The 21,812-nt window shown below is 71.7% G+C and carries 19 protein-coding genes, 1 pseudogene and 1 riboswitch; of the genes and pseudogenes, 5 read left to right on the forward strand and 15 right to left on the reverse strand.

Going from position 1 to position 21,812, the window contains the following annotated elements:
- Window positions 1-280: 280 nt before the first annotated feature.
- On the reverse strand, window positions 281-1,453 hold the full coding sequence (locus tag ACFZDI_RS31935; protein WP_234845129.1) for an acyl-CoA dehydrogenase: 1,173 nt from the start codon (window positions 1,451-1,453) through the stop codon (window positions 281-283).
- Window positions 1,454-1,785: 332 nt separating this feature from the next.
- Between ACFZDI_RS31935 and ACFZDI_RS31940 the strand changes: the two genes are divergently transcribed.
- Window positions 1,786-3,051, forward strand: a complete 1,266-nt coding sequence (locus tag ACFZDI_RS31940) for a glycosyl hydrolase family 18 protein (protein WP_391255366.1) — start codon at window positions 1,786-1,788, stop codon at window positions 3,049-3,051.
- Window positions 3,052-3,099: 48 nt separating this feature from the next.
- Here the strand turns inward: ACFZDI_RS31940 and ACFZDI_RS31945 are convergent, their stop codons facing one another.
- The 3 genes from ACFZDI_RS31945 to ACFZDI_RS31955 all read right to left on the reverse strand — a co-directional run bounded on the left by ACFZDI_RS31945 (window position 3,100) and on the right by ACFZDI_RS31955 (window position 5,441).
- Complete coding sequence (locus ACFZDI_RS31945; RefSeq protein WP_234845127.1) at window positions 3,100-3,756, reverse strand: TetR/AcrR family transcriptional regulator; 657 nt, start codon at window positions 3,754-3,756, stop codon at window positions 3,100-3,102.
- Window positions 3,757-3,831: 75 nt separating this feature from the next.
- Window positions 3,832-3,972: an SCO1431 family membrane protein gene (locus tag ACFZDI_RS31950; protein WP_234845126.1), complete on the reverse strand. Its 141-nt coding sequence runs from the start codon at window positions 3,970-3,972 to the stop codon at window positions 3,832-3,834.
- Between the two features lie 89 nt (window positions 3,973-4,061).
- Window positions 4,062-5,441: a C39 family peptidase gene (locus ACFZDI_RS31955; RefSeq protein ID WP_391255370.1), complete on the reverse strand. Its 1,380-nt coding sequence runs from the start codon at window positions 5,439-5,441 to the stop codon at window positions 4,062-4,064.
- 222 nt (window positions 5,442-5,663) lie between these two features.
- Between ACFZDI_RS31955 and ACFZDI_RS31960 the strand changes: the two genes are divergently transcribed.
- Both ACFZDI_RS31960 and ACFZDI_RS31965 read left to right on the forward strand, forming a co-directional pair.
- Window positions 5,664-6,320, forward strand: a complete 657-nt coding sequence (locus ACFZDI_RS31960) for a uridine kinase (protein ID WP_391255373.1) — start codon at window positions 5,664-5,666, stop codon at window positions 6,318-6,320.
- Window positions 6,321-6,749: 429 nt separating this feature from the next.
- On the forward strand, window positions 6,750-8,609 hold the full coding sequence (locus tag ACFZDI_RS31965; protein WP_234845123.1) for an AAA family ATPase: 1,860 nt from the start codon (window positions 6,750-6,752) through the stop codon (window positions 8,607-8,609).
- 112 nt (window positions 8,610-8,721) lie between these two features.
- On the opposite strand, the gene ACFZDI_RS31970 is transcribed toward ACFZDI_RS31965, so the two are convergent.
- The 10 genes from ACFZDI_RS31970 to ACFZDI_RS32015 form a co-directional block, all read right to left on the reverse strand.
- The gene (locus tag ACFZDI_RS31970) at window positions 8,722-9,798 is read right to left on the reverse strand and encodes a CNNM domain-containing protein (protein ID WP_391255378.1); all 1,077 of its coding nucleotides are present in this window, start codon (window positions 9,796-9,798) and stop codon (window positions 8,722-8,724) included.
- Window positions 9,795-11,129 carry a hemolysin family protein gene (locus ACFZDI_RS31975; RefSeq protein ID WP_234845121.1) on the reverse strand — a complete coding sequence of 445 codons (1,335 nt, stop codon included), beginning with the start codon at window positions 11,127-11,129 and terminating at the stop codon, window positions 9,795-9,797. Before ACFZDI_RS31975 ends, ACFZDI_RS31970 begins: the two co-directional genes overlap by 4 nt.
- 245 nt (window positions 11,130-11,374) lie before the next feature.
- Complete coding sequence (locus ACFZDI_RS31980) at window positions 11,375-11,827, reverse strand: PH domain-containing protein (RefSeq protein ID WP_391255381.1); 453 nt, start codon at window positions 11,825-11,827, stop codon at window positions 11,375-11,377.
- Between the two features lie 14 nt (window positions 11,828-11,841).
- On the reverse strand, window positions 11,842-12,690 hold the full coding sequence (gene hisG, locus ACFZDI_RS31985; protein WP_234845119.1) for an ATP phosphoribosyltransferase: 849 nt from the start codon (window positions 12,688-12,690) through the stop codon (window positions 11,842-11,844).
- 51 nt (window positions 12,691-12,741) lie between these two features.
- Window positions 12,742-13,014 carry a phosphoribosyl-ATP diphosphatase gene (locus ACFZDI_RS31990; RefSeq protein ID WP_019983911.1) on the reverse strand — a complete coding sequence of 91 codons (273 nt, stop codon included), beginning with the start codon at window positions 13,012-13,014 and terminating at the stop codon, window positions 12,742-12,744.
- A 34-nt stretch (window positions 13,015-13,048) separates the two neighbouring features.
- Window positions 13,049-13,534, reverse strand: a complete 486-nt coding sequence (gene ribH / locus ACFZDI_RS31995) for a 6,7-dimethyl-8-ribityllumazine synthase (protein WP_185009030.1) — start codon at window positions 13,532-13,534, stop codon at window positions 13,049-13,051.
- A 20-nt stretch (window positions 13,535-13,554) separates the two neighbouring features.
- Window positions 13,555-14,844, reverse strand: a complete 1,290-nt coding sequence (locus tag ACFZDI_RS32000; RefSeq protein WP_234845118.1) for a bifunctional 3,4-dihydroxy-2-butanone-4-phosphate synthase/GTP cyclohydrolase II — start codon at window positions 14,842-14,844, stop codon at window positions 13,555-13,557.
- Window positions 14,841-15,482: a nicotinamide mononucleotide transporter family protein gene (locus tag ACFZDI_RS32005; protein WP_234845117.1), complete on the reverse strand. Its 642-nt coding sequence runs from the start codon at window positions 15,480-15,482 to the stop codon at window positions 14,841-14,843. The genes ACFZDI_RS32000 and ACFZDI_RS32005 overlap by 4 nt, the downstream gene beginning before the upstream one ends.
- Entirely contained in the window at window positions 15,479-16,087 is a 609-nt protein-coding gene (locus ACFZDI_RS32010; protein WP_391255385.1) for a riboflavin synthase, read from the reverse strand. The genes ACFZDI_RS32005 and ACFZDI_RS32010 overlap by 4 nt, the downstream gene beginning before the upstream one ends.
- Window positions 16,088-16,231: 144 nt before the next feature.
- Window positions 16,232-16,362, reverse strand: a riboswitch (FMN riboswitch).
- A 267-nt stretch (window positions 16,363-16,629) separates the two neighbouring features.
- Window positions 16,630-17,859, reverse strand: coding sequence for an ROK family protein (locus tag ACFZDI_RS32015; RefSeq protein WP_391255387.1), 1,230 nt, complete (start codon window positions 17,857-17,859; stop codon window positions 16,630-16,632).
- A gap of 134 nt (window positions 17,860-17,993) precedes the next feature.
- Between ACFZDI_RS32015 and ACFZDI_RS32020 the strand changes: the two genes are divergently transcribed.
- Window positions 17,994-19,199, forward strand: coding sequence for an MFS transporter (locus ACFZDI_RS32020; protein ID WP_391255390.1), 1,206 nt, complete (start codon window positions 17,994-17,996; stop codon window positions 19,197-19,199).
- Window positions 19,200-19,285: 86 nt separating this feature from the next.
- Window positions 19,286-20,681, forward strand: a pseudogene (locus tag ACFZDI_RS32025) (uracil-xanthine permease family protein).
- On the opposite strand, the gene ACFZDI_RS32030 reads toward ACFZDI_RS32025, so the two are convergent.
- Window positions 20,645-21,790, reverse strand: coding sequence for a glycoside hydrolase family 6 protein (locus ACFZDI_RS32030; RefSeq protein WP_391255938.1), 1,146 nt, complete (start codon window positions 21,788-21,790; stop codon window positions 20,645-20,647). The pseudogene ACFZDI_RS32025 and the gene ACFZDI_RS32030 sit on opposite strands and share 37 nt — an antisense overlap.
- Window positions 21,791-21,812: the final 22 nt, after the last annotated feature.

Below are 21,812 nucleotides of genomic sequence, written 5' to 3' on the forward strand. Positions count from 1 at the left end.
TGCGGCATTGAACGAACGCCCGATTCCACCTTCCGGTGACCTGTCCGGGCTTCGCCGCGTTGCCCTGGTATGACCCCCATCTCCTCAGCGACAGGGCGTCAGCGCCTCCTCTACGTCCCGCCGCCCGCAGAATCGGTTCGGCCCGCTCCGCCCCGCTACCAGGACCCGCCGATCTACCGCGACTTGATGCGCACGTGGGCCGAAGGCGGCCGCACCCTCCCGGGCCGGCACGACCCGGAGTGGATGCGGCTCGCGGCCCCCTGGCGGGGCCTCGACCAGTTCAGCGTGCCTCTGGACCAGCGAGATGGCGGGCGATGACCATCCGCTGGATCTGGTTGGTGCCCTCCACGATCTGCAGCACCTTGGCCTCGCGCATGTAGCGCTCGGCCGGGAAGTCGGCGGTGTAGCCGTAGCCGCCGAGGATCTGCACGGCGTCGGTGGTTACCCGCATCGCCGTGTCGGTGCAGTGCAGCTTGGCCATGGCGGCCTGCTTCGCGAACGGCCGGCCGGCGTCCTTCAGCCGCGCCGCCGAGAGATAGAGCGCACGGCCCGCCTCGATCTGGGTGGCCATGTCGGCGAGCATGAAGCGCAGCCCCTGGAAGTCGGCGATCGGCTTGCCGAACTGGCGCCTCTCGGACGCGTAGGACACCGCCTCGTCGAGCGCGGCCTGCGCCACGCCGATCGCGCACGCCGAGATGCCGAGCCGCCCCGAGTCGAGCGAGGACAGGGCGATCGCGAAGCCCTGCCCCTCCTCGCCGATGCGGCGGTCGTCCCCGACGCGGACGCCGTCGAAGTGGACCTGCGCGGTGGGCGAGCCTTTCATGCCCATCTTCTTCTCGGGCACCGCGGCGCTCACGCCCTCCGCGTCACCCGGCACCAGGAAGGCCGTGATCCCACGCGGCCCCTCCTCGCCGGTGCGGGCCATGACCGTGTAGAAGTCGGCGATCCCGCCGTGGGTGATCCAGGCCTTCGTGCCGGTGATCACCCAGTCGTCGCCGTCACGCACGGCCTTGGTGCGCAGGGCCGCGGCGTCCGATCCGGAGTGCGGCTCGGAGAGGCAGTAGGCGCCGAGCAGGCCGCCGCCGAGCATCGCCGGCAGGTGCTCGATCTGCTGCTCCTTGGTGCCGTAGGCGGCGAGGGCGTAGGACGCCAGGGAGTGCACGCTGACCCCGAGGCCGACGGTGAGGCGGGCCGCGGCGAGCTCCTCCAGGACCTGCAGATAGACCTCGTAGGGCTGGTCGCCGCCCCCGTACTCGGAGTCGTACGGCAGGCCGAGCAGTCCGGAGCGGGAGAGCAGTGTGAACAGCTCACGCGGGAAGCGGCCGGCGTCCTCCTCCTCGGCGGCCTTCGGGATGATCTCCTGCTGCGCGATGTCACGCACGAGCGAGATCAGGTCCCGGGCCTCCTCCGTGGGCAGTTGTCGGTCCACCGGCTGCGGGGCGCGGTCGGGCATGGCGACGCTCTCCTCCCTGTCGGGCACTGGCGGACGGGCCCATGGGTGGGGGCGACGCCGCCGGGTCGTTCTGGTGCCTGGCCGATGCTTGCAGTCCCGGGTCTCGGAAGCTGCTGACCAGCGGCTGTGCGCTGTGAGTATGCCCGATCGGAGGCATCCCGTCACCAGTTAACGACCGCTTACTTCAAGAAAGGGCCGAGTGCGTCCGGGGCGGGGAAATTGGTCCGCACCATTGACCCAACTGGTCTAGTCCTCCTACTGTTTCGCTCCACCGATTCACCGCGTTCATGCCAATCGGCGCGCGTTCCCCTCTCCCCACGAGGAGACATCGGATGCACACCCCCCACCGTTCCCGCTTCCGGACCCTCCTGTCCGCGGCCTGTTGCGCCGCCCTCGGCGCCGGCCTGCTGGCCGGGGCGGGCACCTCCGCCACCGCGGCGACCTCGGCTCAGGAGGCCGCCGCAGCATCGAAGGCCGCTCCCCGGGCCGAGGCAGCCGGATCCAAGGTCATCGGCTACTTCACCGAATGGGGCACCTACGACCGCAAGTACTACGTCAAGAACATCGAGACGTCCGGGTCGGGCGGCAGGCTCACCCACATCAACTACGCCTTCGGCAACGTCACCGGCGGCAAGTGCGCCATGGGCGACGGCTACGCCGCCACCGACCGGGCCTACACCGCCGCCGAGTCCGTCGACGGCAAGGCCGACACCTGGGACCAGCCGCTGCGCGGCAACTTCAACCAGCTGCGCAAGCTGAAGCAGAAGCACCCGAACCTCAAGGTCCTGTGGTCCTTCGGCGGCTGGACCTGGTCCGGCGGCTTCGGCGAGGCCGCCAGGAACCCGGCCGCCTTCGCCCAGTCCTGCTACGACCTCGTCGAGAACTCCAAGTGGGCCGACGTCTTCGACGGCATCGACATCGACTGGGAGTACCCGAACGCCTGCGGCGCCACCTGCGACACCAGCGGCAAGGCGGCCTTCCGGAACCTGATGCAGGCGCTGCGGGCCAAGTTCGGCTCGCGGAACCTCGTCACCGCGGCGATCACCGCCGACGCCACCCCCGGCGGCAAGATCGACGCGGCGGACTACGCGGGCGCCGCCCCGTACGTCGACTGGTACAACCCGATGACCTACGACTTCTTCGGCGCCTGGGACGCCGCCGGACCCACGGCCCCGCACTCGCCGCTGACCTCGTACGCCGGCATTCCCAAGGCGGACAACCACAGCTCGGCGACCATCGCCAAGCTCAAGGGCCTCGGCATCCCCGCCTCGAAGCTGCTGCTCGGCATCGGCTTCTACGGCCGTGGCTGGACCGGCGTCACCCAGGCGGCACCGGGTGGCACCGCGACCGGCCCCGCGGCGGGCACCTACGAGCAGGGCATCGAGGACTACAAGGTGCTCAAGACCAAGTGCCCGGCGACGGGGACGGTGGCCGGCACGGCGTACGCCAAGTGCGGTGCCAACTGGTGGAGCTACGACACCCCGGCGACCATCGGCACCAAGATGGACTACAAGAACCGGCAGGGCCTGGGCGGCACGTTCTTCTGGGAGCTGAGCGGCGACACGGCGAACGGCGAGCTCATCAAGGCGATCAGGTAGCAGACGGCCATCGGGGCGGAGGGCCCGCGACGGCCCTTCGCCCCTCGCTCACAGACCCCGGCGCGCGGGCTGCGGCGCCTGGTGGGCGGGGTCGAGTTCCTCGATCGCGCGCAGGGCACCGCCGAGGGTCTTCACCAGCAACTCGCACATGGTGTCCCGGGCCAGCTCGGGACGGTCGATCCATTCGAGTGTGGCGCCCTCGACGCCGCACACCCAGGACAGCAGGCCCATCCGCGCCAGCGGGGTGATGTCGGCACGGCCGTACGCGCCCTCGGCGATGGTGGTCACGACGGCCTCGCGCACCCCGTCGCGGATGGCGTGCACCTCGGTGTCGAAGCCGACGCCACCGCTCACGATCGTGCGGTATGCGGCGTGGTTGTGCTCGGCGTAGCGCAGATAACTGTCGATGGTGCGCTGGACCCGGTCGACCGGGGGCAGTTCCAGACCGCTCGCCGCGAGGGCCAGCAGCTCGGCGACCGAGTCCTGGACGATGGCCAGGTAGTAGCCGCGCTTGGACTGGAAGTAGTAGTAGATCAACCCCTTGGCGACGTGCGCCTGCCGGGCGATGTCGTCCATCGACAGCGCGTCGTAGGACGTGTCGGCGAACAACCTCCGCCCGATGGCGATGAGTTCGGCACGGCGCGCCATCGAGCGCTCGGTGCCGCGGGCTCTGGGGCGCGCGGCAGGCTGGGGGCTGATATTCAATTTCGACCCTGGTCTCAACGGGCGGGGTGGGACCTCCGCAGTATGGCAGGCCTCACCCCAGGGCCGTGGGTCAGGTCACAGCAGCCCGAGCCGGGTCACGAGCATCGCGACGACCACGACGAGGGTCCAGCCCAGGACGTGTTCGACGATCTTCGGGCCGTCGTCACGGGGGCCGCCGGTGCGGGCGCGGAGGACGGTGGCTGACTGTGCGGTCATGGCTGCTCACTGGGTCGCTGGTGCGGACGGACTCCCCCCGGGGTCCGTCCACCTTGCCAGTCGAGGCGGCAGCACGGCCGTAAGGCCGGTCACACGCGGACGCCCACCGCCGCCAGTGCCTTGCGCTGGGCCGCGCTCGGGCGCGCCGGGAAGTACAGGTAGCAGACGCCTCCGGTGCCCGAGACCACCTTGCCGGAGGCGTTGTACCTCTTGGTCCTGAGCCAGATGTTCTCCCATTCACGCCGCCGGTAGACGCGCCGCACGGCCTCGTTGGTCGGCGAGAACGGGTCGTTGGCGATCACGTCGCCGTCGGCGGTGAAGCCGACGACGGTCATCAGGTGCCCGGCGGTGCCGTACCCCGCGCCGGTCAGCTCCTCCTTCAGGAACGACTGGGACGTTATGGCCGGGATGCCCGCGGCGATCAGCGTCTCCAGGTCGGTGAGGGAGCCGAGCCGGGTGACGACGCCCTGCAGGTCCTTGAACGTGGCCGCGTAGGCGGCGTTGAACGGCCAGTTGCCGCAGCCCGCGTACTGGTAGTCGTAGGTGAAGCGGGCCGCGTGGCACACCTGCGGGTCGGCGTACGCGGGATCGACCCAGTCCAACTGCGCGTCGGTGAGCCGGCCGCCCCAGTACTCGATGATCATCTGGGAGGACGTCGGGCTGCACCAGGCCTCGCCGCCGTTGTCGTACTCGGGGTACTGGCCCTTGTGGATCTCCTGCGAGTACCGCGGGACGGCCAGTTCCTTCGTCACGCCGGGCCTGGAGGCCGGGACGGTGAACCGGTCGGGCACGTCGGAGCCCATCGCGCCGAGCCGCCACACGGTGGGGGTGAGCTGGGTGCCGGGCTTGCGGTAGAGGGTCAGGCGCAGCCGGTAGGAGACGAGACGCAGGCCGGTTGCCGGGTCGTCGATCGCGAGGGTGTCGGTCCAGACGCTGCTCTTGCCGTCGCTCTGGTCGTCGACCGAGGTGCGCCGGATGTCCCGGTCGCCGGCCGCCCAGCGGCCCATGACGTACCAGGGCGTGCTGGAACCGTCGGTGTAGGTGCCCTTGATCTCGGCCTGGATCCAGGTGCCGGCCGGTGTGTGCGCGTTCCAGGAGACGATCGCCTCGGTCGCGGGGACGGCGAGCCGGTGGACGGGGGACGTCCAGGTGCCGTACTCCCAGGCGGCGGTGGTGCCGGTGTGCGGGTCCGTGTACCGCAACGTCCCGGCCGCCTTCGCGATCACCAGGCCCGGGCGGGTGCCCGCCACGGCCCGGGTGCCCTTCATCGTGCCGCCGGACCAGTCGCCGTACGCGAACCAGAACCGGTTGTCGACAGTGCGGGCCGGGACGGCCCGGGCGGGGTCTGCGGTGTCGGCCGTCGTCGGAGCCTCGGGGTCGGCTGCCGCCGGGCCCGCGCCCGCGGTGACGGCGGCGGCCACCGCGGCGGCCAGGACGGTTCTGCGGGACGGCTGTTCGGCTCTGCGCATGGCGGGGCCCCCGGATGTCGGAGTCGGGCAGGTGCGGGCCAGGTCCGTGCACGGCGGTCGTATCCGTGCGTGCGCCACATATGAGCACAGCCCGCCCCGTCCTGCCAGCACTTCGACGCGTGCCGCGCCCACCAATATTGGCGTCGACCAGTGGCACCCGGGGCGGACCCGCCGGCCTGCGGCATCCGCGGTGCGGACGCCCTCGTTAGAGTGCGGAGCGAGATGAATCCGTCCTTCCGCCCCGCACCGGGCCCCGGCGTCCGCGATCTGGCCGCCCGCATCCGCCGCCTGGCCCCCTCTTGCGGCCCGGTCCGGCTCGTCGGGGTCGACGGGCACGCGGGATCCGGGAAGAGCACGTTCGCCGGCGAGTTGTCCGCGGCGCTGGGAGGTGTGCCGGTACTGCGCCTCGACGACATCGCGAGCCACGACGCGTTGTTCGACTGGACCGGCCGCCTGCTGGACCAGGTCGTCGAACCATTCGCCCGGGGCCGCACCGCGCACTACGCCCCCTACGACTGGAGGGCCCGCCGCTTCGGCTCCCCTCGCCCGCTCCCGCCCGCCCCGGTTGTCCTCCTCGAGGGCGTCGGCGCGGGACGCCGGGCCCTGCGCCCGTACCTGGCCCTGCTGCTGTGGATGGAGCTGCCGCGCGAGGATGCCTGGGCGCGGGGCCGCTCACGGGACGGAGAGGAGCAGCGGGAGTTCTGGGACAGGTGGGTCCCGGCGGAGCGCCGGCACTTCACCGACGACCCCTCGCGGCCGTTCGCCGACCTGCTGGTACGCCAGCGGGACCAGGGATACGAGGTGCTCGGGGGACCTGCCGGGACGGTTGGACCGGACCAGTCCCTCACGGACGGTGACGGACCGCCCGCTGTGTGCTGAACTCGTGAAAGGCCTTGCGGGACAAGTTGCCGGAGTGCTCCAACTCGGCTTGACCGCTGCCCCGTACAGGTCTTACGTTCTCAATGAGCGGCATCGGAGCCGCCCACAGACGCGAAGCCCCCGGTTGTTCCCCCGTGATCGGGGGCTTCGTTCTGCCCTCTTCCGGATTCCCGGCCGCCGCCGGGCGCCGAGCGCTCACCCAGTGTCACCGCGCACGCGTCCGCCGCATCCGCTCCCACCTCCCCGAACGCCCCGTGAGGCACCCTACGGGGGCGCCGCCCCCGCGGGTACGATGCCCTCGTTGCGACCTACGGACGGTTGCTTCGGCACAGTGCAACTCCGGTCCGTGGCACAACGGTTCGAGCAGGGCAGCCGGCCGGGGGACGGCTCGTTGGCATACCGACGGGGGCACGGTTTGTGGGGGACGTGATGGACTTCGGCGCGCAGGGCCCACAGGCCCCGGCCGACCTCGCCTGGCTGCGAGGCGTGGACGCCTACACCATGGGCGCGTATCCGCAGGCGGAGGAGGAGTTCCGGGCCGCCGTGCGGATGGACTCCGGGATGGCCGACGGCTGGCTGGGGCTGCACGCGCTGCGCGTCGACACCACGACCGCGCTGCTGCGGATGTTCCGGCACCGCGACCGTTTCGGTGAGCAGCGCACCCGCTACCGCCGCGCCCTCAACTCCTGGTACTGGCTGGGCTGGTGGGTGCAGCCGGTGCTGGAGAGCCCCCGCGATCTGCTGCTCGCGCACGCCTCCCACTGGCTGGACGGCCGTCACGTCCCCGAACTGGACCGGGCCCTCGCCGGGCTGCCGCCCGTGGACACCGACCACCAGGTCCGCTTCCTGCACTCCTGCCGCGCCTATCTGGTCAAGGACTGGGAGCAACTGGTCCGCCACACCGATCCCCTGCTCGACGACCCGGTGCTCGGCATCGAGGCGGGCCTGTTCGGCGGTATGGCCCGGGTGCGCCTGGAGATGTACGGCCAGGCCGAACCTCTGCTCTCCGCCGCGCTGATGCGCTGCCGCAGCGAACAGCCCCAGCGCAAGGAGCTGCGCTACTGGCTGGCCCGGGCGCACGAGGGCACCGGCCGCAGCGCCGCCGCCCTGCCCCTGTACCGGGCGGTGCACCGCGTCGACCCCGCCTTCATGGACACCTCCGCCCGGCTCGCCGCGATCGCCGAGGGCGACGGGTACGACGACGCCACCGGCCTCGCGGCGATCACGCTCACCGGCACGGGCCAGGACGTCGTGGACGGGCCGGACGCGTTGGACCCGCTCTTCGGTCCGGAGGGGCGCGATCTGCGACTGCCCGACCCCGAGCCGCCGATCGCTCCCCTGCCGCCGGTGGCGGGCCCGCCGTTCCGCGAGAGGAGCGGCCCCTCTCCTTCCCTGCCCGCCGGGCCCACCGACCCGGCGTTACTGGAGGAGGCGCTCGCCGAGCTGGAACGTATGGTGGGGCTGGCACCGGTGAAGCGCCAGGTCAAGGCGTTGTCGGCGCAGCTGAACATGGCCCGGCTGCGCGCCGGGCAGGGCCTGCCGGTCCAGCCGCCGAAACGCCACTTCGTCTTCTCCGGCCCCTCCGGCACCGGCAAGACCACCGTCGCCCGCATCCTGGGCCGGGTCTTCTACGCCCTGGGACTGCTCGGGGGCGACCACCTCGTGGAGGCGCAGCGGGCCGATCTGGTCGGGGAGTACCTCGGTCAGACGGCCGTGAAGGCGAACGAACTGATCGACTCCGCCCTCGGGGGCGTCCTCTTCGTCGACGAGGCCTACTCCCTGTCCAACTCGGGCTACGGCAAGGGGGACGCGTACGGCGACGAGGCCCTTCAGGTGCTGCTGAAGCGCGCGGAGGACAACCGGGACCACCTTGTGGTGATCCTGGCCGGCTACCCGGAGGGCATGGACCGCCTGCTCGCCGCGAACCCGGGGCTGTCGTCCCGTTTCACCACCCGCGTCGACTTCCCCTCGTACCGGCCGCTCGAACTCACCGAGATCGGCAAGGTGCTGGCGGCCGAGAACGGCGACCTGTGGGACGAGGAGGCCCTCGACGAGCTGCGGTCCATCGCCGGGCACGTGGTCGACCAGGGGTGGATCGACGAGCTGGGCAACGGGCGGTTCCTGCGGACGCTGTACGAGAAGAGCTGCGCGTACCGGGATCTGCGGCTGTCCGTGTATCCCGGGGCGCTGGGGCGGGACGATCTGGCGACGCTGCGGTTGCCGGATCTGATGCAGGCGTACGGGGAGGTCTTGTCGGGGCGGGGGCCACAGGACCCGTCGGCCATGTGACTTCGTCGGCCGCGGGCCGGTGGGGGGCTGGTCGCGCAGCTCCCACGCCCCCAGGCAGGGCACCCACCCAGGGGCGCGGCGAACCGCGCGACCAGCCCCCACAGCCACGCTGCTAGGTCGCCAGCACCTCTTCACCGGACCTCGGCTCGGTCAGCTTCACCTCGCGCACCTCCCGGTGCGCGGGATCCCGCACCTCCCCCACCAGCAGCTCCAGCACGTCCTCCAGCGCGACCAGCCCGAGCACCTTGCCGGACGCATCGGCGACCTGCGCCAGATGCGTCGCCGCCCGCCGCATCACCGTCAGCGCGTCGTCGAGCGGCAGCTCGGACCGCAGGGTCGTCATGGGACGCCACAGGTGCTGCGGCACGGCCCGGTCCGAGTCCTCCAGGTCGAGGACGTCCTTGACGTGCAGGTATCCCATGAACGCGCCGTTGTCCGCGGCGACCGGGAACCGGGAGTAGCCGGTGCGGGACGTGAGTTCGACGATACGCCCGGGGGTGACCGACGGGCTGACCGTCACCAGCGACTCACGCTTCAGCAGGACGTCCGTCACCGGGCGGGAGCCCAGCTCCAGGGCGTCCTCCAGGTGTTCGGCCTCCTCCGGGTCGAGCAGGCCCGCCTGGCCGGCGTCCTCCACCAGCCGGTTGAGCTGCTCGCTGGTGAAGACGGCCTCGACCTCGTCCTTGGGCTCGACGTGGAAGAGCCGCAGGATGCCCTGCGAGACCGCGCCGAGGGCGGCGGTGATCGGCCTGCAGAAGCGGGCGAACCAGACCAGGCCGGGGCTGAGCCACAGCGCGACCTTCTCGGGGGCCGCCATCGCCAGGTTCTTCGGAAGCATCTCGCCGATCACGAGGTGGAAGAAGACCACGGCGGCGAGGGCGACGACGTAGGTCAGCGGGTGGATCATGCCGTGCGGCAGGTGGATCCACTCGAAGACCGGCTCCAGCAGGTGCGCGACGGTCGGTTCGGCGACCGCGCCCAGGGTCAGCGAGCAGACGGTGATGCCGAACTGGGCCGCCGCCATCATCTGCGGAAGCCGCTCCAGCCCGTAGAGGACCTGCCGGGAGCGGGCGGTGCCGAGCGGTTCGATCTGGCTGCGGCGTACGGAGACGAGCGCGAACTCGGCGCCGACGAAGAACCCGTTGGCGAGCACGAGCAGCGCGGCGAAGAGAAGCTGGAGCACGCTCATCGGACGGCCTCCGCCATGGAGACGACCGGGGCGGTCCGCACCAGCCGGACCCGTTCCGCGCGGTAGTGGCCGATCTGGCGCACCGAAAGGCGCCAGCCGGGCAGCTCCGCCTTGTCGCCGACGGCCGGGATACGGCCCAGCAGGTCGGCGATCAGGCCCGCGACGGTCTCGTAGGGGCCCTCGGGCACCTCGAGGCCTATGCGTTGCAGGACGTCGACGCGGCAGCTGCCGTCGACGTCCCAGGCGGGCTTGCCGTCCTCCGGCGGCACGGCGGCCAGCTCGGGCAGGTCGTGGCCGTCGTGCTCGTCACGGACCTCGCCGACGATCTCCTCGACGATGTCCTCCAGCGTGACGACACCGGCGGTGCCGCCGTACTCGTCGACGACGACCGCGATGGGCTGCTCGCTGCGCAGCCGGGCCAGCAGCGGCCGTACCGGCAGCGTCTCGGGGACGAGCAGCGCCGGGCGGGCGATGTGGCCGACGGGGGTGCGCAGCCGGTCGCCGACGGGCACGGCGAGGGCGTCCTTGAGGTGGGCCATGCCGACGACCTCGTCGATCTTCTCCCGGTAGACCGGGAAGCGGGACAGGCCGGTGGCGCGGGTCAGGTTGACGACGTCCTCGGCGGTGGCGGAGGACTGCAGGGCGCTGACCTTCACGCGCGGCGTCATCACGTGCTGCGCGGTGAGTTCGCCCAGCGACAAGGTGCGGACGAACAGGTCGGCCGTGTCCTGCTCCAGGGCGCCGGCCAGAGCCGAGTGGCGGGCCAGGGAGACGAGTTCGCCGGGGGTGCGGGCGGAGGCCAGCTCCTCGGCGGGCTCGATGCCCAGGGCACGCACGAGCCGGTTCGCGACGGCGTTGAGACCGGCGATGACCGGGCGGAACAGCCGGGCGAAGACGTGCTGCGGGCCCGCGACGAAGCGGGCGACCTGCAGCGGCCGGGACACCGCCCAGTTCTTGGGCAGGAGCTCGCCGATCACCATCTGCACGGCGGAGGCCAGCAGCATGCCGACCACGACCGTGACTCCGGAGACGGCTCCCTCGGGGATGCCGACCGAGGTGAACGGGCCGTGCAGCAGCCCGGCGAGCGCCGGTTCGGCGAGCATGCCGACGACGAGGGAGGTGATGGTGATGCCGAGCTGGGTGCCGGAGAGCTGGAAGGACAGCTCCTTGAGCGATTCCACGACACGGTGGGCGCGCCGGTCGCCCTCGGCGGCGGCCTTCTCGGCCTCGGGCCGTTCGACCGTCACGAGTCCGAATTCGGCCGCCACGAAGAATCCGTTGGCGAGGATCAGCAGGAACGCGGCTGCGAGGAGCAGCAGGGGGGTGGTCATGATGCCGCCGCCTCCGCACGGTCGCGGACCTCGAACACGGGGTCCGCGCTATGTCGGCAGGGGGCGGCGCAGGTACTGCAGGACGATCCGTCCATCGCCGGAGGGTGTCACTCCTCGGTGAGCAGGGGCCTCTGCGCACCGGTCGGGGCGACAGAGGCGGAGGCGCATCCGTCACGCCTCCGCCAACAGATTAATCAAGACAGGGCCCGGTGCGGCAGTGGCGGCCACCCGGAGGATGCCCCGATTCAGCCTCGATGCCCCTCGGGGTCCGCCGCGGAACGGGCCTCGACGAGGGCCCGCAGGGCGCGGGCGTCGGCGATCGCGCGCTGCTTGGCGAGGCCCGGCTGGATGCCCAGAGCAGGCAGGCTGGTGCCGTCGCTGAGGTTGAGGAACACCCAGGGGTCGCCGGGCCGGAGGGTCACCTGGAGGATCTCCGCCCACTCCAGCCGGCGCTTGTTCGTGAGATTGACGACAGTGACGCCGTCCTCGTCGACGGCGACCTTGGGACGCGCCAGCAGGAGCAGCACGGCGTCCAGTAGCAGCGCCGTGAAGATGAAGCTGGCCCGCTCGCCGGGACTGAGCTTCAGCAGCATCGCGACGGCCGTGATCACGACGAAGATCGCGACGGCCGCGGTGAGCAGCACCACGCGGGTGCTGCCCGGCCGGAACGTGACGGGCAAGGTGGGCAGATCGGACATCTCGGATACGCCCCTCAGAGACGGCAGGCGTGGATGGCCGTGGTCAGGATGGCCCGGGCGCCGATGTCGTACAGGTCGTCCATGATCCGCTGGGCTTCCTTGGCCGGGACCATCGCGCGGACGGCGACCCAGCCCTCGTTGTGCAGCGGGGAGACGGTCGGCGACTCCAGGCCGGGCGTGAGGGCGACGGCCTTCTCCAGCTGCTCCACGCGGCAGTCGTAGTCCATCATCACGTATGTCCGGGCGACCAGGACGCCCTGGAGGCGGCGCAGGAACTGCTGCACCTTGGGGTCGTCGGCGTCCGCGCCGGTGCGGCGGATCACGACGGCCTCGGACTGCATGATCGGCTCGCCGGCGACCTCCAGGCCCGCGTTGCGCAGCGAGGTACCGGTCTCGACGACGTCGGCGATGACCTGGGCGACGCCGAGCTGGACGGCGGTCTCGACGGCGCCGTCGAGGTGGACGACGGAGGCGTCGATGCCGTGCTCGGCGAGGTGGGCCGCGACGATGCCCTCGTAGGAGGTGGCGATCGTCTTGCCGGTCAGGTCCGCGAGGCCGCTGATCGTGCCGGGCTTGGTGGCGTAGCGGAAGGTGGAGCGGGCGAAGCCGAGCGGGAGGATCTCCTCGGCTTCGGCGCCGGAGTCGATGAGCAGGTCCCGGCCGGTGAGGCCGATGTCGAGCTGCCCGGAGGCGACGTAGATCGCGATGTCGCGGGGGCGGAGGTAGAAGAACTCGACCTCGTTCACCGGGTCGACGATCCGCAGTTCCTTGGATTCGCGGCGCTGCTGGTAGCCGGCCTCATGCAGCATCTCCGCCGCAGGGCCGGACAGGGAACCCTTGTTGGGGACGGCGATGCGCAGCATGAGGTCGGCTTCCTTCGCGTGGTGTCTGGTGCTGGGGGAACAGGGTGTGGCTTACAGGTGGGCGTAGACGTCGTCGAGGGAGATGCCGCGGGCGACCATCATCACCTGGACGTGGTACAGCAGCTGCGAGATCTCCTCGGCGGCGGCTTCCTTGCCCTCGTACTCGGCGGCCATCCACACCTCGGCGGCCTCTTCGACGACCTTCTTGCCGATGGCGTGGACACCCTTCCCGACCAGTTCTGCGGTGCGGGAAGTGGCGGGGTCGCCCTGGGCGGCCTTGTGCTGGAGCTCGGTGAACAGCTCCTCGAACGTCTTCTTGGACATGGTGACGCTCAGCCTATGCCACGGGTGCCCTTCGTCAGCGCCAGGGTTCGGATACTGAGCGGAGGGTGGCCGCGGTCGCCACCGCCGCCGTCACCGCCTCGTGCCCCTTGTCCTCGTTGGAGCCTTCGATTCCGGCGCGGTCCAGGGCCTGTTCCTCGGTGTCGCAGGTCAGCACGCCGAAGCCGACGGGGACGCCGGTGTCGACGGAGACCTGGGTGAGGCCCTGGGTCACGCCCTGGCACACGTACTCGAAGTGGGGGGTTCCGCCGCGGATGACGACGCCGAGGGCGACGATCGCGTCGTAGCCGCGGCCGGCGAGGACCTTGGCGACGACCGGGAGCTCCCAGCTGCCGGGGACCCTGAGCAGGGTCGGCTCGTCGATACCCAGGTCGTGCAGGGCGCGCAGGGCGCCGTCGACCAGGCCGTTCATCACCTTCTCGTGCCACTGTGCCGCGATGACGGCGACCCGGAGGTCACCCACATTGCGTACGGACAGCTCCGGTGCACCCTTGCCGCTCACGTTGCTCCCTCTGTGCTCTCTTACTGGTTGCCGCAGGCCGGCACGGTGGTCGTGTCCAGCCAGGGCAGGTCGTGGCCCATCCGGTCCCGCTTGGTGCGCAGGTAGCGGAGGTTGTGCTCGCCGGCGTTCACGGGCATCGGCACGCGGGCCTTGACCGTGATGCCGTGACGGACGAGCGCGTCGGTCTTGTCGGGGTTGTTGGTCAGCAGGCGGACGCCGCGCACGCCGAGGTCGGCGAGGATCTGCGCGCCGGCCGCGTAGTCGCGGGCGTCGGCGGGCAGGCCGAGTTCGAGGTTGGCGTCGAGGGTGTCGCGGCCGCGTTCCTGGAGTTCGTAGGCGCGCAGCTTGGACATCAGGCCGATGCCGCGGCCCTCGTGTCCGCGCAGGTAGACCACGACGCCGCGGCCCTCCTCCTGGATGCGGGCGAGGGAGGCGTCGAGCTGGGGGCCGCAGTCGCAGCGGGCCGAGCCGAAGACGTCGCCGGTGAGGCATTCGGAGTGGACACGGACGAGGACGTCCTGGCCGTCGCCGATCTCGCCGTGCACCAGGGCGACGTGCTCGACGCCGTCGACGATGGAGCGGTAGCCGTGGGCCGTGAAGGTGCCGTGGGCGGTGGGCAGTTGGGTCCTGGCCTCGCGGCGGACGGTGGGTTCGCTGCTGCGCCGGTAGGCGATCAGGTCCTCGATGGAGATGATCGTCAGGCCGTGCTTGCGGGCGAAGGGGATCAGCTCGGGCAGGCGCAGCATCGTGCCGTCCTCGCCGGCGATCTCGACGATGGCGCCGGCCGGACGCAGGCCCGCGAGGCGGGCGAGGTCGACGGCGGCCTCGGTGTGCCCGTTGCGGGTGAGGACGCCGCCGGGCCGGGCGCGCAGCGGGAAGATGTGGCCGGGGCGGACGAAGTCGTGGGGCTCGGAGACTCCGTCGGCGAGCAGCCGGAGGGTGGTGGCGCGGTCGGAGGCCGAGATGCCGGTGCTCACGCCGTGCGCGGCGGAGGCGTCGACGGAGACCGTGAACGCGGTCTTCATCGACTCGGTGTTGTCGTCGACCATCTGCGGGAGCTTCAGCCGGTCCAGTTCGTCGCCCTCCATGGGGGCGCAGATCAGGCCGCGGCACTCGCTCATCATGAAGGCGACGATCTCGGGGGTGGCCTTCTCGGCGGCGATGACGAGGTCGCCCTCGTTCTCCCGGTCCTCGTCGTCGACGACCACGACGGGGCGGCCGGCGGCGATGTCGGCGATGGCCTGTGCGACGGGGTCGAGTGTGAAGTTCTCGACGTCGTCGGTGCTGTACAGGGCGGTGGTGGCGCTCATGCCGGCGCTCCTTCCAGGGTGGGCCGCGCGGCCTGCCGCGAGCGCAGCCACCAGTCGCGCATGCCCCACAGGACGAGCGCGCCGTAGATGACGTAGACGAAGCCGGAGAAGGCGTAGCCGTTGGCGAAGTTGAGGGGGACGCCGACGAGGTCGACGAGGAGCCAGGCGAACCAGAACTCGACCATGCCGCGGGCCTGGGCGTACATGGCGACGATCGTGCCGACGAAGATGTAGGCGTCCGGCCAGGGGTCCCAGGACAGGGTCGGGTACGCCGTGAACAGCAGCGCCACCGCGACCGTGCCGGCGGCGGCCGCCGCGGCCATGGCCGCGCGCTCGCGCCAGGTGGCGAACCGGACGGCGATGTGGCCGTCCTCGTCCTGGCCCTTGCCGCGCTGCCACTGCCACCAGCCGTACAGGGCGACGATCATGACGACCGCCTGCTTGCCCGCGCTGCCGGTGAGGTGGCCGAAGAAGGCGCCGAAGAGGATGAGTCCGGCCAGGAACTGCACGGGCCAGGTCCAGATGGAGCGCCGCCAGCCGAGGGCGAGGGCGGCCAGGCCGAAGAGGTTGCCGACCATGTCGGACCAGAGGATGTGCTGTCCGAAGAGGACGAACGCCTCGGAGTTCAGCGTGTTCACCGGCGGGCCCCCTGCACGCGGTCGCCCAGCATCCGCTCGACGTACTTGGCGATGACGTCCACTTCGAGGTTGACCGGGTCGCCGGGCTGCTTGTGGCCGAGCGTGGTCAGGTCGAGGGTGGTGGGGATGAGGCTGACGGTGAAGTGGTCGGGGCCCGCGTCGACGACGGTGAGGCTGATGCCGTCGACGGTGATGGAGCCCTTCTCGACGACGTACCGGGTGAGGTCTGCAGGCAGGGAGATCTTGACGATCTCCCAGTTCTCGGAGGGCTTGCGCTCCAGGATCTCGCCGGTGCCGTCCACATGGCCCTGCACGATGTGCCCGCCGAGGCGTTCGCCGACGGCCATGGGGCGTTCGAGGTTGACGCGGGAGCCGGCCTTCAGGGCACCGAGGCTGGAGCGGTTCAGGGTCTCGGCCATGACGTCGGCCGTGAACTCGTCGCCCTCGTGCTCGACGACCGTCAGGCACACTCCGTTCACGGCGATCGAGTCGCCGTGCTTGGTGCCTTGGGTGACGACCGGTCCTCGCAGGCGGAAGCGACAGGCGTCGTCGAGGGTCTCGACGGCGGTGACCTCGCCCAGCTCTTCGACGATTCCGGTGAACACTTCCCGGGTCCTCCTGCCTCTTCGGGCACGGACTCCGGGGCTGTCGATGACGACAGAAGGTACGAGCAGGGACACCGGGGACGACGCCGGACGGAGCCCGTCACGAGGACGGACTTCTCGGCGGCGCGCACGCATGCCCGCTCGCCGCGCACTGCCTCCCATCCGGACTTTAACCGTCGGTCCAGGAATTTCACCTGGTCAACCGGCCGCTGGAGGCGACCGGGTCGCGGACTGTAACCGCCGGTTCGGACTTTCACCGACCCCGGAGTGCGCTGCTACTGGTACAGGGCCAGTGTGCCACGCCTGATCGACGTTCAAAGAGGCGAAGAGTGTGGGCTGCCTCACAGAACGTGTCACCCCCCTTCCCGAGCGCGACCGGCGCCCCAACTGCCGCACCCGTCCGTCCTCTTGTGACCCCGGCATTGGTACACACCTATTGACGATGTGGTCTAGTCCTTTCTAGGGTCATCGTCAGGGTCGGCTCACCCCCACGGACCGGCCCGGCGGCGGTGACGACGGCCCTTGCCCGCCGTCGGGCCTTCTCAGCCGCGTCCGCTCCCCGGCGGGAACAGCTCCTCCTGAGCGCGCTCGCGGGCCGTCAGCAGCGCACCACGCAGGACCGCGCCACCGCCCAGGGTGGTGGCGCGCACCTCCGTCGGCAGGGGCGTCATCCGGGCCAGCCGGTCCCGCACCCGCCGGGCGAGCTCGACGCCCCCGGCCCGGCCGACCTCCCCGCCGAGGACCACGCACCCGGGATCGAGGACGGCGACGACCGAGGCGACGCCGACGGCGATACGGCCGGCCAGGGCGTCGAGGAAGGCGACAGCCGGAGCGGGGCCGTCGAGGGACCCGGCCTGCTGCTGCCCCGCCTGGGCGACGGCCCCTCGCACCACACCGACCGCCGCGCGCACCACCCCCACCTCGGACTCCGCCACCGGAATCCCGAACTCCGCAGCCAGAGCCACGACCGCCGCCGCGGAGGCCAGGGAGTGGAAACCGCCCTCACAATCCGTCGAGCTCGGCAGTGCGGCCGTGCCCGGGACCGGGAGGAAGCCGATCTCGCCGGTGCCGCCGGAGGCGCCGCGGCGGAGGGCGCCGTCGAGGACCACGGCCGCTCCAGTGCCGTGGCCCAGCCAGAGCAGGACGAACGTGTGCCGGTCCCGGGCCGCGCCGTCACGCTGTTCGGCCAGCGCCGCGAGGTTGGTCTCGTTCTCGACACTGACCCGGGCCTCGGGCAGCCGCTCCTGGAGGGTGGCGACGAGCCGGCGGTGCCACTCCGGCAGGCCCGTGGAGTGGCGCAGTTCGCCACTGGCCGGGTCGATCAGGCCGGGCGCCCCGATCCCCACCGTGTGCAGACGGTCGGCACCGGCCTCCTTCGCCACGCGCTCGACCAGCGTGACCGCCTGCTCCACCGCGGGGCCCGTGCCCGCCTCGCCCCCGATCGGCACCGACGCCTCGGCCAGCACCCGCCCGACCAGATCCGCGACGAGCACGGCGACGCCCTCGGTGCGCACGTCGAGGGCGGCCAGATGGGCCCGGTCGGCGACGATGCCGTACACCTTCGCGTTGGGGCCGCGCCGCTGCTCGCCGGCTTCGCCGACCACCGCGATCAGTCCGGCGGCGGTGAGGCGTTCGACGAGGTCGGCGACGGTCGGCCGGGACAGACCGGTCAGCTGCTTCAACCGCCCCGCCGTCAACGGGCCTTCCTGCTGGAGCAGCCGCAGGGCGAGCCGGTCGTTGATGGCCCGGGCGGTGCTCGGTGATGCGGGCATGCGCGGATCCTCCCAGATCGGCGGAGCCGTCGACCGCGACCGACGGAAAGCCCTCTTATTATCAGGCAGGGTTCCTGATAGTTTACGCCCGCATCAGTCAGGAACACGGCAAAGACCAGGAAGGGGACCGCAGAATGGGCAACGTGGTCGACGAACAGCGCGAGGTGAAGCGGTCCCGGTACGCCGTGGCCGCGGTCTTCGCCGTGCACGGCGCCGTCACCGGCTCGTTCGCGACCCGTGTGCCGTGGATCCAGGATCACGCGGGGGTGAGCGCGGGCCAGTTGGGGATCGCGCTCGCCTTCCCCGCGCTCGGCGCGTCCGTGGCGATGCCGCTCGCCGGGAGCATCACCCACCGCTTCGGCGCCCGGAACGCACTGCGCGGACTGATCGCCCTGTGGACGATGTCGCTGGTCCTGCCGTCCCTCTCCCCCGATCTCCTGACGCTCTGTCTGGCCCTGTTCACGTACGGCGCGACGGCCGGCATGGCCGACGTGGCGATGAACGCGCTCGGGGTCGAGGTCGAGAACCGCCTCGGCCGGTCGATCATGTCCGGGCTGCACGGCATGTGGAGCGCGGGCGCTCTGATCGGTTCGGCGGCAGGCACCCTGGCCGCGCACCTCGGCTCGGACGCCCGGCTGCACCACGTCCTGGCCGCCGCGGTGCTCACCGCAGTCGGTGTGGCGTCCTGCCAGTGGGTGCTCGACCTGCAGCCCGCCGAGGACGAGGAGCCGCCGCCGCGCTTCGCGCTGCCGCCGCGCTCGGCGCTGCTCATCGGCGCGATCGGGTTCTGTGCCGTGTTCGCGGAGGGAGCGAGCCTGGACTGGTCGGCGGTGTACCTGCGCGAGCAGTTGGAGACCTCGGCCGGTCTCGCGGCGGCGTGCACCACGGGCTTCACGCTCACCATGGCCGTCGCCCGGCTCGCCGGTGACCGGGTCGTGGACCGCTTCGGTGCCGTGCGGACCGTGCGGGCGAGCGGTGTGTTCGCCGTCCTCGGCGGGCTGCTGATCGTCGTCGCGGACCATCCTGCGGTGGCCATGAGCGGTTTCGCCCTGATGGGTCTCGGCATCGCCGTCGTCGTACCGCTGTGCTTCGCCGCGGCGGGCCGCAGCGGCTCCAACCCGAGCCTGGCCATCGCGGGTGTCGCGACCATCACGTACACCTCGGGGCTGGTCGCGCCGAGCGCGATCGGCATGCTGGCACAGGCCACCAGCCTGATGGTGTCGTTCTGCCTGGTGACGGCACTGTCGTGCGGCCTGGTGGCGTTCGCGGGCGTACTGCGCCCCGGCGAGCGGACGAGGATCGGCCGCCCGGACACGGTGGTCGCCGACCGGCGGTCCTGAGGACACCCGCCCAGGTCACCAGCACGGTGAGCGCGCCCCGACAATGGTCCGGACACTCGCACGCACGACGAAAGCGAAACCGCACCATGGATCTCGGCGTCCGTTGGAAACTGCACGGCGACGGAAAGATCCCGGCGCCCGGCGCCGTGGTCCGCCCCGACGAGCGGCTCTCCTGGCCCCGCACGGCCGGGCTCGGCGCCCAGCACGTGGTGGCGATGTTCGGGGCGTCGTTCGTCGCGCCGGTCCTGATGGGCCTGGACCCGAATCTCGCGATCATGATGTCGGGCGTCGCGACGATCGTGTTCCTGCTGGCCACCCGCGGCAGCGTGCCCAGCTACCTGGGCTGCTCGCTGTCCTTCGTCGGCGTGGCGGCGGTCGTCCGGGCGCAGGGCGGCAGCAGCGCGACCGTCACGGGAGCGGTGTTCGTCGTCGGGGGCGCGCTGTTCCTGGTGGGGCTCGCGGTGCGGAGGTTCGGGGCGCGGATCATCCACGCCGCCATGCCGCCGATCGTGACCGGCGCGGTGGTGATGCTGATCGGCTTCAACCTGGCGCCGGTGACGGCCTCGACGTACTGGCCGCAGGACCAGTGGACGGCCCTGCTGGTGATGCTGTTCACCGGACTGGCGGTCGTCTGCCTGCGGGGCTTCTGGTCCCGGATCGCGATCTTCCTGGGGCTGGTCTTCGGGTACGGCATCTCCTGGGTCTTCGACCTGGTCTTCGGCAAGATCCACTCCGTGGACGCGAGCGGCAGGCTGACCGACCACTGGCGGCTCGACCTCTCCGGTGTGGGCGAGGCCGACTGGATCGGGCTGCCCACCCTGCACGCCCCGTCCTTCGAGTGGTCGGCGATCCTGGTCGCCCTGCCGGTCGTCATCGCGCTGGTCGCGGAGAACGCCGGGCACGTGAAGGCGGTCGGCGAGATGACCGGCGACTCGCTCGACGACAAGCTCGGCACGGCGATCGCGGCCGACGGCGCCGGCTCCATGCTGTCCACCGCGGTCGGCGGCCCGCCCAACACCACCTACTCCGAGAACATCGGCGTGATGGCCGCGACCCGCGTGTACTCGACGGCCGCCTACTGGGCCGCCGCCTGCTTCGCCCTGCTGTTCGGCGTCTGCCCGAAGTTCGGCGCCGTCGTGGCGGCGATCCCGGGCGGGGTGCTCGGGGGCATCACCGTCATCCTGTACGGCATGATCGGCCTGCTCGGCGCGCAGATCTGGATCAACGCCGAGGTGGATCTGCGCAATCCGCTGAACCTGGTCCCCGCGGCCGGCGGGCATCATCATCGGCGTCGGCAACGTGTCGCTGAAGTTCACGGACACGTCCTCGCTGAGCGGCATCGCGCTGGGCACGGTGGTCGTCATCACCGGCTACCACGCCCTTCGGGCCTTCGCGCCGGCCCACTTGAAGGCCCAGGCGCCGCTGCTGGACGAGGGCACCTCCTCCTACGACGACGCCGCGCCGGACGACGCCAGGTCGTAGGCGTAGGAGGCGGTGAACGTCCCCGGCCGGCCCTTGCAGCCGTCCGACTCCCCCGGCAGCTTCACCCACAGGTAGGCGTCGATCCGTGACGCGCCGGTGTTCAGGGTGGGGGTTCTGCCGAGCTTGCGGCCGGCCGGGTCGCACCACTCGCCGTCGGCCGGGGCGCCGTTGCCGTTGCGGCTGGTGTCGATGACGGCGCCGAGACCCGCCGGGCCGCCGAGCGCGTCGAGGACTTGCCGGTCGTAGGCGATCTCGTCGGCGGTGGTGTGGAAGTTGGAGACGTTGCTGAAGATGCCGTCGGACGACTCCGGCGAGGCGGCACCGGCCTCTCGCAGCCAAGCAGCCTGCCGGGCGGGCGCGTTCCAGCCCGAGTGGCCCGCGTCGAAGTACACCCGGGCCCGGGGGTTGGCGGCCTTCAGCACCCGTCCGGCCCGGGCCAGCGAGGCGAAGCGGTCCGCGCGGTCACCGGCGGAGAGGCACTCGGTCTGGGCGACCGAGTCCGGCTCCAGGACGACGATGACCTCGCCGGAGCCGAGCCCCGCCGCGAACCGGTCGATCCAGGCGTCGTAGGCGTCCAGGTCGGGTGCACCGCCCTGGGAGTGGCCGCCGCAGTCCCGGCCGGGGATCACGTACGGCACGACGACGGGCACCCGGCCGAGCGCGGCCCCGCCCGATGTCACCGCCGCGACCCGGGCGGTGACGGTCTGCGGGGAGTGGTCGGCGAACCAGACGGCCGCCGGCTGCTCGGCGATACGGGACGCGATGACCGCGTGCCGCGGGTCGGCGGAGTGGGAGCGGACCCAGGCGAGCACCTGGGAGTCGGGGTGGCGGTACAGCCGTCCGGGCACGGGGGTGGTGCGCTCCCGCTTCGTCTCGGCCCTGGGGGGCGACGGGCTCCTTGTCGGGCGCGCGGACGCCGACGGTGAGGGGGAGGCGGACTCGGTGGGGGCCGGCGCTGACGACGACGGCGCCCTGGGCAGGGGCGCCGGGCGGGGTGAGGCCGACACCCGGGCGGGTCCTGCCTCGTCCGGGGCCCGTCCGTCGCCGAACGCCGAGACGACGCCCGTGACGGCGCCGGCCGCGACCACGACGGAGGCCGCCACGACCATCGCGCCGCGCCGGGCGGCGCGC

The sequence above is a fragment of the Streptomyces sp. NPDC007907 genome (assembly GCF_042959365.1).
Lineage (GTDB): Bacteria > Actinomycetota > Actinomycetes > Streptomycetales > Streptomycetaceae > Streptomyces > Streptomyces indiaensis.

Coding starts and splice junctions, on each gene's coding strand:
- ACFZDI_RS31965 (WP_234845123.1), top strand. CDS start 6,750: ATGGACTTCGGCGCGCAGGGCCCACAGGCCCCGGCCGACCTCGCCTGG.
- ACFZDI_RS31935 (WP_234845129.1), bottom strand. CDS start 1,453: ATGCCCGACCGCGCCCCGCAGCCGGTGGACCGACAACTGCCCACGGAG.
- ACFZDI_RS31950 (WP_234845126.1), bottom strand. CDS start 3,972: ATGACCGCACAGTCAGCCACCGTCCTCCGCGCCCGCACCGGCGGCCCC.
- ACFZDI_RS32030 (WP_391255938.1), bottom strand. CDS start 21,790: ATGGTCGTGGCGGCCTCCGTCGTGGTCGCGGCCGGCGCCGTCACGGGC.
- ACFZDI_RS31955 (WP_391255370.1), bottom strand. CDS start 5,441: ATGCGCAGAGCCGAACAGCCGTCCCGCAGAACCGTCCTGGCCGCCGCG.
- hisG (WP_234845119.1), bottom strand. CDS start 12,690: ATGCTGCGCATCGCCGTCCCCAACAAGGGTTCCCTGTCCGGCCCTGCG.
- ACFZDI_RS31980 (WP_391255381.1), bottom strand. CDS start 11,827: ATGTCCGATCTGCCCACCTTGCCCGTCACGTTCCGGCCGGGCAGCACC.
- ACFZDI_RS32020 (WP_391255390.1), top strand. CDS start 17,994: ATGGGCAACGTGGTCGACGAACAGCGCGAGGTGAAGCGGTCCCGGTAC.
- ACFZDI_RS31990 (WP_019983911.1), bottom strand. CDS start 13,014: ATGTCCAAGAAGACGTTCGAGGAGCTGTTCACCGAGCTCCAGCACAAG.
- ACFZDI_RS32000 (WP_234845118.1), bottom strand. CDS start 14,844: ATGAGCGCCACCACCGCCCTGTACAGCACCGACGACGTCGAGAACTTC.
- ACFZDI_RS32015 (WP_391255387.1), bottom strand. CDS start 17,859: ATGCCCGCATCACCGAGCACCGCCCGGGCCATCAACGACCGGCTCGCC.
- ACFZDI_RS31940 (WP_391255366.1), top strand. CDS start 1,786: ATGCACACCCCCCACCGTTCCCGCTTCCGGACCCTCCTGTCCGCGGCC.
- ACFZDI_RS31960 (WP_391255373.1), top strand. CDS start 5,664: ATGAATCCGTCCTTCCGCCCCGCACCGGGCCCCGGCGTCCGCGATCTG.
- ACFZDI_RS31975 (WP_234845121.1), bottom strand. CDS start 11,129: ATGACCACCCCCCTGCTGCTCCTCGCAGCCGCGTTCCTGCTGATCCTC.
- ACFZDI_RS31970 (WP_391255378.1), bottom strand. CDS start 9,798: ATGAGCGTGCTCCAGCTTCTCTTCGCCGCGCTGCTCGTGCTCGCCAAC.